This is a genomic window from Planktotalea sp. (genome assembly GCF_039984035.1).
Lineage (GTDB): Bacteria > Pseudomonadota > Alphaproteobacteria > Rhodobacterales > Rhodobacteraceae > Planktotalea.
The window spans coordinates 1-11,192 of record NZ_JBDWVM010000062.1 but is presented as its reverse complement, the minus strand read 5'-3'; the positions used below and the strand labels follow the sequence as shown (position 1 = coordinate 11,192).

Here is an 11,192-nt window from a genome sequence, read left to right as displayed (position 1 = left end):
GAGAGGCCCTCTGCCTTGAGGCTCTCGATCACCGGCGCGATCAATGCATCATCTTCAAAGCCCATTTTCCCACCTTCGCCCGCGTGCGGGTTTAGTCCTGCGATTGCGATATGGGGGGATTTGAGGCCGAACTGATCCTTGAGCGCTTGCTGCGTAATACGAATGGTGCGCGTCAGGCTCTCTGCGGTCAGGGCGCTTGGCACATCTTTTAGGGGGATATGAATGGTCGCCGGCACAACGCGCAGCTGCTCGGAAGCGAGCATCATTACCACATCAGATTTTCCATCAAGAGCTGCCAAAAATTCGGTATGGCCTGGATAGCTGAAATTGGCGCCGTCTTGCAGTGCTTTCTTGTGGATGGGCGCTGTGCAAAGCGCGCTGGCGTCACCTGATTTTACAAGCTTAACACCAAGGGCAATTGCATCGATCACCCCTTGGGCGTTGGCGGGGTTTGGAATGCCAAACTCAGAAGGTTCTGCAAATTCCAAAGGCAAGACGGGCAGCGCCGATGCGCATATAGAAGCGGCATCTGCAGGCGATGCAATTGTTTGAAACCCGCAACCATCAGGCAAATGCCGCGGATCGCCGATCCAAAAGAACGGCACATCGGCGCGCAGCGTTTGCCATGCTTTATATGCCAACTCAGGACCAATGCCCGCAGGTTCACCGCAACTGAGGGCGATTGGCGCGGACATGTTTAATTCTCGACGATGCGGGCGTCAGCGCGCAGTTGCTCAAGATAACCGTCTGAATAGGAGGTCAAACGTTGGTTGCGTAGACCAAGGGAAAGTTGCGCACGATCCACATCTTCTGCCAACTCAGGCGTGCGACCACAAAGCATCAACAAAACCAAAGTCTGACCATTTGCACGTGTCAGCGTGGTTGAGATTTCGCCCGGATCCATCTTGGCAAGCTCAATGGCAATATCGGATGGAATTTCGCTCGGCTTTTTCGCGCCGCGTTCAAGAACGCTTGGGTCTTGACCCTTTGCGACACCATAAAGGTCATCACAGCGATCCAGATTGTTCTGGATTTTGCGCGCCTCGTTCAACGCGGCTTCGGTGCGACCACCAGCGATGTAATAGGCAGCATATTCAATGGCGGCATATTTGGGCGCGGGGGCGTCTGTTTCTTGGATATCACGCAGTTGGAACAGTGCGACCGCGTTGGGCAAGGGCAGGGGCGCTGTCACCTCACCCGGCGCAAGGCCAAGCACCAAGGGCTGCAATTGCGCGGGGAGTTGTGAGACAGGCAACCAATCCAAACGTCCGCCACGACCACGCGAGGGCGATGCGGAATAACGGCGCGCTTCGCTGGAGAAAGCGGCAATCGATGTGATTTGAGAAATACGCTCTGCGCGTTCTTGAACGGCAGCGGCCTGTTGTGGAGGCGCGGCCATGATGATTTCGGACAACAGCACACGTACACCGCCCGTCGCAGTAGTCGAGGCCACAGCGCGATCTACTTCTGCTTCGCTGATGGATACGCGTCCACCAAACTTGGCTTGAACAAGTTGACGCCATGACAAACCCGCAGACACGAAATCGCGGAATGCTTGCTCTGATACGCCGCCTGCTTCGATCGCTTTGACAAATTCCTCGCGGGTCAGGCTGGCGCGCTGCGCAAACTCTTCCATGCCCGCCTCAATGTCTGCTTGCGCTGGATTGATGCCGACAGCGCGCGCAGCGCCTACCTTTAGGCGGTCATCGATCAATTGCTCACGCGCGAGGGTTTTGTGATCCCCGGGCGCGCGCAGAAGGCGCAAGAAGCGGATGCGCTCTTCGATCTCAAAATTTGTGATGGCGCCGTCGTTTACTTTGATTGCCGTCGCGAACAGATTTTGCGCATGGGCTTCTTGAGGGGCCGACAAAGCTAACAGAGCCACGCATGACAAAACGCCTGCGCAGGTTCGGGTCAAGGTTTTCAATGAAAAAGTCATGTGAGACATATCGTTAATTCCTGCATGTGCGGCGTGCCGCTTTCCCGCTGCCACCTGTGCTGAAACCCCTGAGGGACACAGCCAGTTCGTAAGTTGTTGACGGCACCAAAGTAGTAGATCGTGCAAAGCTGCGCGTGGCGCCGATGCCTACAGAGATACATTCGTTTTCATAGACCACTTTCGCGCCTGTTTCGGCAAAGCGGTCTGTGAGCAAATCATATTGGAAACTAGCGCTGGAGGTCCAGTGCCGATTGATCTTGTACGTACCATCGAGCGACCATTCTGCGACCGAGCTGGTTCGGGTCTCGTCTGTATCTGCTTTGAGTTGCACATAGGTGCCTGAGACGCTGTATTTTCCACGACTGTAGCTGAAACGCGCTTCGCCTTTGACGGACTCAAGACTTGAATCAAACAGCCCGCGCGCTTGGATTGCTGCGCCCCATGCCGCCGAGTAGTTAAATGCGACGAGCGTATCTGACGTCAGCCCATCAAGGCCTGAATTTGCAGAGAAGTTTGCATCGGTTTTATCGCGGAAAACCTGACCAATTGTGAGGCCCGCTGACCAACTGTCAGGGTGCAATCGCTGCCAGCGCAAACCCAGCGCGGCAACAGCGCCTGTTTCACGGCGATCTGCCACGGGGAAACGCGACAAGGCCAAAAGATTGGATTCGTCGAATTCGGCAATCGTGCTTTCATCGTTCGGAAGGGTCGAAGCAGAGCCTCCCGACCATCCAATCTGGGCAATCGGTTCAATAAGATAGCTCGCGCCATCGCGTCCTTTGGCCTGCAGAGGGTAGCGCAAGGTCGCGGCAACTGCCGGTGTGACTTGCGTTGTGTGCAGCGGCGCTGTGCTGTCATCGGTCACTGTATATCGGTCGATGCCAAGCGAAGAGGTGAGGCCAAGACGCAAACCACCCGCGAGCGTCCATTCATCGCGCCAAGACAGGTCCAGATTGATGCGCGCCATGTCACGCCCGACGATATCTGTGAGGGACACGCGTTTATGCCCGTGCACTGCAAGGCCAGCGCGCAGCTCACCGCCGATGCGATCAAGTTGATAACGCCGCTCATAAGTGACATTGCCGATCAACGTCGGCTGGGTGTCGTTGCTTTCATTGTCGCGTAGGGTTTCGAAGTTGAGCAGTTCCGCCTGAAAGAACACATCGCGCTTCACACGTGTTAGAGCGATGCCTGATCCTAGTCGGTCCCGACCAGAGTAACCGTAGTTAGAGCGATAGCCAGAATCCGATGCGCTTTCGATATCAAAGCTTAGAACAAAACTGTTCTTGAGAGAAAACGCACCATAGCCAGTTACATAGTGGCGCAGATCGCCCGGGAGGATCGTATCTTGGGAGACAGCGCCGTTGACTTCGACGTAGCCACGGCGAAACATTTTGCGGAACCGCAGCTCAAGCGTTTTGGTCACAGGCGTTATAAAGGGCGTGACAGTGATATCCGCATGATCCCCAAGGGTCACGAAATAAGGAATTTTGATGCCGAAACCTAAACGGGTGTCAGACACAAACGTGGGCGTCAGAAATCCTGTTGCGCGCTCCAAGCTTGGATCGGGAATGCGCATGCGCGGCAGGTAAAGAACGGGTACACCAAGTAGACGGAATTGAGCGCGGCGGAAATAAATCTGCTTTTCTTCGCGATCGTGGATCGCGCGATCGGCTCGGATTTGCCAAATCGGCACGCCGTTGCCGCAGACTTGGCAGGACGTTGCGACCACTTTGCGCAGGACAGTGTAGCGTCCTTCGACACGGTCGGTTTGCGCAGACAGAATTTGCAACTCTTGGTTCAAGACATATCGCGCTCCGCGCAAAATGCCGTCTTCCAATTTGCTGTCGAGATCCGCGCTATCCGCGATCAGGATATCGCCGTTTTCCTCAGAAATACGGATCGGACCTTCGATAATCAGCTCATCACGTTTTTGATCGTATATGATTTTGTCCGTGAAGACGCGCGTGCCTTCATAGAAGGCTTCGACATTGCCCGTCGCTACAAGCCGCTCATCTTCCGTTATCAAAACGCTATCGGCCACCAAGAGCGCGGCATCGATATCCTGTGCACGCGCAGGCAGCGCCACTAGGACGAAGATGCTTAACGCGCAGAAAAGACGCAACATATGGACAAGACTGTTCATCCGTCCTCCATATGCAGCAACAAACCGAGTGCAAGCAAAATCGAAGCAATGGGCGGGGTCCAAGCGGCGACAAGCGTTGGAAGTTGTCCATTTTCACCCAAGATTTGCGCGAAATTTCGGATGTAATACAGTCCGAAGCCAAGCATTACAGCGGCCAAAACCGCGACGCCGGTTTTGCCAAAACGGCTGTGACGCATGGTGAATCCAGCCCCAACCAACACCATGGCCATTAGAAAGAGAGGGCGTGCAAGCTCCATCTGGCGCCAAACCTTGTGACGGCGCGCGGAAAAGCCGGATTCCTCTAATTCACTGATATAGTTATCCATTTCCCAAATCGAGATCGCAGAAGGTTCGGAAAAGCTCTCTTGAATGCGTTCTTCGGTCAATGTTGTTGGAACGATCTTCTGGACCTCTTCGCGCGCAGATTCTTCTGGATTGGTATCTTGATCTAGCGGCCATGTTTTGGCGCGATCCAAAACCCAGCCATCCCGCGTGAGCCGCGCGCTTGAGGCGATGATCCGCGTGTGCGGTTGTCCGCCGATCCCATATTGCAAGAAGCTCACATCAAAGAGCGTCGTTGCCCGTTCATTCGCGCGGCGCGCGTGGATCACGGTTTGTCCGTTCTCATCGCCTTGTCGCAACCACAACCCATCGCGCCCGACCGAAAGGGTGCTATCGCCTTCGCCTTTGTACTCGTTTTCCAGCGCGGTGAAACGTTTGCTGGTCGAGGCGACGATGGGATTAAAGAGCGTCACAGCCGTGAGCCCGATCAGCGCTGAAACAAGCATAGGCGAGAGCAATGTTGTGAGGGCAGAGCGCCCCGCCGCGCGTGTTACGACCAGTTCAGACGATCGCGCAAGGCTCAAGAAGAGCGAGACCGATGATAGGATCATCACCAAAGGCAGAATTTGGTAAATACCAAACGGCGCATTGAGCAGGGTCAGAACAAAGATATCAGAAAAGCTAACGTTCTCAGCGCTAAAGCGGCGCATTTGTTCAACGAGATCAATCAACGTGAGAAACGCGAGAAAGATCAAAAGGGTTGTCAGGAAAACCCGGAAGAAACGTCGCGCGAAATACATATGTAAGATCATGCCGATGCTCCCACTTGGGCGGAGGCATCTTTTCGTCGCCGCCTTGGACGCGCGGCGAGGTGCAACATGATGAAAACAACGCTAAAGCCAAACACGCTTTGTGCATAGACCAGCGGCCAGAGTTCCGGATTGTTGCGCACCGGATCTGTGACAATACTTTCAACGAGTTTGACGAGAACCAGCAGCAAGATCGCACCAATGATTTGCCGACCCACGCCAAAGCGGGAAAACCCGCCAACAAGCAACGTGGAAAAACCGATCAGCGCGGCGACAAGGCATAAGAAGGGCTGGTTAAAGCGCCCATGGGCCTCTTCCAACACGCGCCCCGGAGTTTTGCCCGTGGCCTTTGCGACTATATCGGTCGCCAAGAACAGCTCGCTTGTCGGGCGTTGGTCCAAGGGTTTGAAGATAGCGCCGGGCGCGTCGATCAGGGACGAAATGCTATAGGCAAAATCGGTGAACTTGGTCTTGGTCAGTTTGCGGTCTTCTTTGATCAGGGTTTGGGCAATGCCGTTGACCATCACCAATTTCGGACCGGTTTCTTCCGTCACCAGAAACCCATCGACGGAACTATAAGTGGTCACACGATCCTCGTTCCGTCGATCACTGAGAAAGACATCTTTCAAGACGCCTTCGGGTGTGATTTCGCGGATATAAAAGGTCACGCCGGCGGTCGGGTTCATAAATTCACCCTCGCGCAGCAATTGCGCCGAAAGCGAACCGCTGATTTCATTTTCGCGAAACCGGAGCTGTTCGAGCGAAGAGGGCACCAAATATTGCGTGAGTGCCATCATGAACAGGCCGACCAGAACGCCGAATGTGAAGACAGGCCGCGCCAAACGCCACGGCGAATAGCCCGTGGCTTGCATCACAACCAATTCGCTTTCAGAGGCCAATCGATTGGTCACATAAACAGATGCGGCAAAAGCAGACATCGGCAAGACCAAACGCACCACGTTTGGCAGACTCAATGCTGTGAATTCGAGAAACACAGAGGCCGGTTGTCCGTCCGCAATCAGGCGATCAAACAGGATCACCGCGCGGTTGATCCAATAAACGGACACCAACACGAGCGAGAAGAAGCCGAACAGCACAAAGAGTTGCGACAGCACATATCTGTCGAATCTTGCCAATTGCGCCCCCATTCACTTCCGTTTTCCGAAGTTCTAAACTATTTGCTTCTGTTGGAAAACTGCTATCTGGCCATAGGCGGGCTTCCCCGCTATCCCTTGTGAGAAACCAAAAAGGATTGCTTCCCTATGCCTAACCTCATCGCGACGTCGTTTGCTCCTGTTGATCTTGATGCCATTGCCAGCTTTGAAGGGCGCGTAGCGATCTTGATTGCGCCTGATGGACAATTGAGTGCAACCGCGCGCCGCGTGAACCGTTTGACCAAAGGCGCAGTCGCGCGGTTGGTTGAAGCAGGCAAATTGGAAGGCACGGAAGCAGGCAAGATCATCACGCTGAACTTTCCAGTCGGCATGGCGGCGCATGCTGTTGATATTTTGTGCCTTGAACGCCGTCCTAGCGTGCTTGATGCCCGCAAAGCTGGCGCCGCACTTGGCAAGGTGCTTAGCGAGGGCGCGGCGTTGCTCTGTGCTGGCAACAATATTAAAGCGGCGCAAATCGTAATGGGCGCTGTTATGCGCGCTTATGAATTCACGCTGCACAAGAGCAACGAAGACGACAAAGCCCGCGCGCTGTCTGTGATGTGTTTGAAACCGGAAGAGATTGAGCCAGAAGCCAGAGCGTTGATCGCGGTCGCAGAGGGCGCGCATATGACGCGTGACTTGGTCAATGAACCTGCAAATGTGCTCACCACAACCAACTTTGCGGAACGTTTGGCTGAAATGTCTGCGCTTGGTCTTGAGGTAGAAGTGCTCGAAGAAGAAGACCTCGAAGAGCTTGGCATGGGCTCCATGCTTTGCGTCGGGCAGGGCTCGGATAGCCCGTCCAAGATCGTAGTGATGCACTGGAAGGGCGGTAATGCAGAAGACAAACCGCTCGCTTTGGTAGGCAAAGGTGTCGTGTTCGATACGGGCGGCATTTCGCTCAAACCAGCGGCTGGCATGGAAGATATGACGATGGATATGGGCGGCGCTGGCGTTGTGTCAGGCGTAATGCGCGCCCTCGCACTGCGCGGGGCAAAGGCCAATGTCGTGGGTCTGGTCGGCCTCGTTGAAAACATGCCATCTGGTAACGCGGTCCGCCCGGGCGATGTTGTAACCTCAATGAAGGGTGACACGATCGAAGTGATCAACACGGACGCAGAAGGCCGCCTCGTTCTGTGTGATGTCATGTGGTACGCGCAAGAACGCTTTGAACCAGCGGGCATGATTGATCTGGCGACCCTAACGGGCGCGATCATTATCGGACTTGGTCATGACAATGCGGGCGTTTTCTCCAATGACGATACACTCTGCAATGCCTTCCTAAAAGCTGCCAATGCAGAGGGCGAAGGCGCATGGCGTATGCCGCTGGGTAAATCCTATGATGCGCAGTTGAAATCGCGCATTGCCGATATGAAAAACGTCGGTGGTCGCCCTGCGGGGTCGATCACGGCAGCGCAATTCCTGCAACGCTTTGTCAAAGATGAAACGCCTTGGATCCACCTCGATATCGCTGGTGTTGCCTCGGTCAAATCCGAAACCACGCTTGCGCCAGCGGGTGCCACGGGATGGGGCGTCATGGCTCTGAACCGTCTCGTGCAAGATATGTTTGAAGAGTAAAATGGGAGCGGCCTACTTTTACCACCTGACACGCCAACCTCTGGAGGCAACCTTGCCGTTGCTTCTGGGCAAAGCGCTTGGCGCGGGGTGGCGGTGTTTGGTGGTCGGCACAGATCAAGCGCGTCTCGATGCGCTTGATAAACAGCTCTGGCGTGGCAAAGAGACCGATTTCCTTGCTCATGGCCTTGCCGACGGCGCGCATGATGCAGATCAACCGATCTTGCTATCGCTTGATCATAGCAACGCCAACAGCTCTGCCTGCGCGATGTGTATCGATGGCGCGAACATCACACCGGAACAGGTTCAGGCCTATGATCGCACATGCATCCTGTTTGACGGAAACAACGAAATGGCCGTGCAAAGCGCGCGTGTTCAATGGAAATCCCTGACCGATGCCGGTTGCGCCGCGCAATATTGGTCAGAAGAAAGCGGCAATTGGCAGATGAAAGCCAAAAAAGAGTAAGCTTCATCTTTCCTAATAAACTTTCCCCGAAGGGCCACGTCGCCAAATGCGCTAACGCACGAGAACCAATTCGCCGCCCGCAATCTCAATCCGTGAAAACGTCTGTAAATAGCTCATCCCCATGAGCGATTGTGACATCTGACCCTCATTCACGTCCACACGAAACCGTGGGATTTCTGAACCTGAAAATCCAAAACTATCCGTGCGCACGCTTGCGATCCGCACAGGTCCATTTGCGGTCATCGCTTCGCCCAGATAGGCAAGCGCATCCATATCAATGCCGGCTTTTTCCGCATCCGATTTGCGCAGCACAACACCTGTTGCGCCCGTATCGACAACAAAACGGATCGGCGTATCGTTCACCATCGCGGTTGCATAGTAATGCCCATCAGGGGAGCGCGGCAGTTCAACGCGCGCGCCGCCGCTTATGACGCTTTGCTGAGGCAGGACAGTCTGTCGAATATCACCCCACATGCCATAGGCCGCGATCACGCCGATAAAGATCAACGCCCAAACCGCCATCTGTTGCAGGATTTTATTCATCGAATGCCGACCAGATGTGAAAAACCAAAAGGCAATCACACCGCCAAGCAGCACGAGATAAATCAAATTGCCGAAATCATCACCAGAAAGTTGCTCCATTGCGGGCCTCCTTCATGGTTACTTAGGCGCTTGTGGGAACAATCCAAAGTCCAACAATCCATTTAGCATGAATTGCACGGCCAAAGCGGCCAGTAACATGCCGAGCAAACGGGACACAACGTTGATCCCTGTTTTGCCCAAAAGCCGCTCCAGGGGCGTTGCTGCTTCAAAGAAAATGAAGGTGACAATGAGGGTGAGAACCATCACCGCCAGCGCCAAACCAAGCCCTGTGAAACCCGGCTCGGCGCCTGCGAGCAAGATGACTGTGGCAATGGAGCCCGGACCTGCGATCAAAGGAATGGCGAGTGGAAAAACAGAAGGATCGTCCACAAGTTCTTCTTCTTCAGCCTGACCTTCGCGGCGTTTGCTGCGCCGCTCGAACAACATATCCAGAGCGGTCAGCAGCAGCAAAATGCCACCAGCGATCTTAAACGCTGCCATGGAAATGCCGATGAACCCCAACAACGCTTCGCCAAAAAAGGTGAACATCGCCAAAATTCCAGCAGATACCAGCGTTGCGCGGATCGCAATGGCGCGGCGTTGTTTGACGCTCATGCCTTGTGTCAAAGCAACGAACAAAGGCGTCAGGCCAATCGGATCGATGATTACGAACAAGGTCACAAATGACGTTATGAAAAAGGCAAAGTCGATCATTTCGCGCTCGCGGCTTCCAGTTTCTCCAGTGCAGTCATCCACATGGTTTCAGCGCGGCCATGCGCTTCCATCACTTCCGCATATTTGCGGTTCCATGTTTCCAACTCACCTTTGCGAGCATCTTCATAAAGCACTGGATCGGCAAGTTTTTTCGCCAGTTTGTCGCGCATATCGTCGATCTTGGTCATACGTTCTTCGCATTTGCGCACGTCCGCGCGCAGGGCTTTGATCTGATCTTGCGACGGGCGCTTCGCCTTTGGCTTTTCTGCTTTCTTTTCGCCCTTGGCTTGCTTAGCCGGTTTGTCCGAGCTGAGCAGCAACTTGCGATAAGCGGCGAGGTCTTCCTCATAGGTGGTGACGTGGCCGTCTTTCACCAGCCACAAGCGATCCGCGACCATCGACAGCAAATGCATATCGTGGCTCACGAGGATGACAGCGCCAGAATAGGCGGTCAGCGCATCAACGAGCGCTTCGCGGGATTCGATATCAAGGTGGTTGGTCGGCTCATCGAGGATCAGCAGATGCGGCGCGGGCAGGGTGGCCAGCAACAACGACAAACGCGCCTTTTGACCACCAGACAAACGGCCCACTTCGGTATCCGCTTGATCGGCGCCAAGGCCGAAACCCGCAAGCCGCGCGCGCAGCTTGGCTTGGCCTTCATGGGCGCGCTCGCGCAGAAGGTGCTCGAGCGGGGTTTCGTCAACGTAGAGCTCATCCACCTGATGCTGAGCAAAGAAACCAATGCGCAGCTTGTTGGACGTCACCATATTGCCGCTCGCAATCTCCAACCGGTTGGAGAGCATTTTGGACAGGGTCGATTTACCCTCGCCGTTGCGTCCCAGCAGGGCAATGCGATCGTCTTGGTCAATGCGCAGGTTCAAATCGCGCAGAATGATCGTATCGCCATAACCGACAGAGGCTTTCTCCGTCGCGATAATGGGCGGGGACAGTTCTTCTGGCTTGGGGAAGGTGAAAACCGTGCGCGCCACATCTTCGGGTGCGCGAATTGTTTCCATCTTTTCAAGGGCTTTGACGCGAGATTGCGCTTGTTTCGCTTTGGAGGCTTTCGCTTTGAAGCGATCCACAAAGGCTTGCAAATGCTCGCGCTTGGCTTCTTGTTTCTTGGCCGCTGACGCCATCAAGGCACGCTTTTGTGCGCGCTGTTTGGCGAACATGTCATAGGTGCCTGTGTAGTAGATCAGGCCCTTGTCCTCGAGATGCAAAATGCCACCAACGGAGCGGTTCAGCAATTCGCGGTCGTGGCTGACGATCAGAACCGTATGGGGATATTTGACGAGGTATGCCTCTAGCCAAAGCGCGCCTTCGAGATCGAGGTAGTTGGTCGGCTCATCGAGCAGCAGCAAATCAGGTTCGGAAAATAGAACTGCTGCGAGAGCGACGCGCATACGCCAACCGCCCGAGAAATCAGAACACGGCTGCTGTTGCTCATCATGGGTAAAACCGAGACCCTTGAGGATCGTCGCAGCGCGCGCTTCGGCGGACCATGCATCGATATCTGTAAGTC

10 protein-coding genes are annotated in these 11,192 nt (G+C 54.7%); 2 read left to right on the top strand and 8 right to left on the bottom strand.

Annotation, left to right across the window (positions count from 1 at the left end; genetic code table 11):
- From ABJQ89_RS02780 to lptF, 5 genes are all read right to left on the bottom strand, one after another.
- Window positions 1-695 (bottom strand): 4-hydroxythreonine-4-phosphate dehydrogenase PdxA (locus ABJQ89_RS02780; protein ID WP_348494747.1); only part of this gene is annotated, 695 nt, incomplete at its 3' end.
- 2 nt (window positions 696-697) lie between these two features.
- A complete protein-coding gene (locus tag ABJQ89_RS02775; protein WP_348494746.1) occupies window positions 698-1,939 on the bottom strand; it encodes a peptidylprolyl isomerase in 1,242 nt (413 codons plus the stop codon).
- Window positions 1,940-1,952: 13 nt separating this feature from the next.
- Window positions 1,953-4,085 carry an LPS assembly protein LptD gene (gene lptD, locus ABJQ89_RS02770; RefSeq protein ID WP_348494745.1) on the bottom strand — a complete coding sequence of 711 codons (2,133 nt, stop codon included), beginning with the start codon at window positions 4,083-4,085 and terminating at the stop codon, window positions 1,953-1,955.
- Entirely contained in the window at window positions 4,082-5,179 is a 1,098-nt protein-coding gene (gene lptG / locus ABJQ89_RS02765; RefSeq protein WP_348494744.1) for an LPS export ABC transporter permease LptG, read from the bottom strand. The genes lptD and lptG overlap by 4 nt, the downstream gene beginning before the upstream one ends.
- On the bottom strand, window positions 5,176-6,312 hold the full coding sequence (gene lptF / locus ABJQ89_RS02760) for an LPS export ABC transporter permease LptF (protein WP_348494743.1): 1,137 nt from the start codon (window positions 6,310-6,312) through the stop codon (window positions 5,176-5,178). The genes lptG and lptF overlap by 4 nt, the downstream gene beginning before the upstream one ends.
- 126 nt (window positions 6,313-6,438) lie before the next feature.
- Here lptF and ABJQ89_RS02755 point away from each other — a divergent pair, with 126 nt between their 5' ends.
- Window positions 6,439-7,908: a leucyl aminopeptidase gene (locus ABJQ89_RS02755; protein WP_348494742.1), complete on the top strand. Its 1,470-nt coding sequence runs from the start codon at window positions 6,439-6,441 to the stop codon at window positions 7,906-7,908.
- 1 nt (window position 7,909) lies between these two features.
- A complete protein-coding gene (locus ABJQ89_RS02750; protein ID WP_348494741.1) occupies window positions 7,910-8,371 on the top strand; it encodes a DNA polymerase III subunit chi in 462 nt (153 codons plus the stop codon).
- A gap of 51 nt (window positions 8,372-8,422) precedes the next feature.
- On the opposite strand, the gene ABJQ89_RS02745 is transcribed toward ABJQ89_RS02750, so the two are convergent.
- From ABJQ89_RS02745 to ABJQ89_RS02735, 3 genes are all read right to left on the bottom strand, one after another.
- Window positions 8,423-9,013, bottom strand: coding sequence for a TIGR02281 family clan AA aspartic protease (locus ABJQ89_RS02745; RefSeq protein WP_348494740.1), 591 nt, complete (start codon window positions 9,011-9,013; stop codon window positions 8,423-8,425).
- 18 nt (window positions 9,014-9,031) lie between these two features.
- Entirely contained in the window at window positions 9,032-9,667 is a 636-nt protein-coding gene (locus ABJQ89_RS02740) for a MarC family protein (protein ID WP_348494739.1), read from the bottom strand.
- On the bottom strand, window positions 9,664-11,192 hold a 1,529-nt coding region (locus tag ABJQ89_RS02735; protein ID WP_348494738.1), incomplete at its 5' end, for an ATP-binding cassette domain-containing protein. The genes ABJQ89_RS02740 and ABJQ89_RS02735, both read right to left, overlap by 4 nt.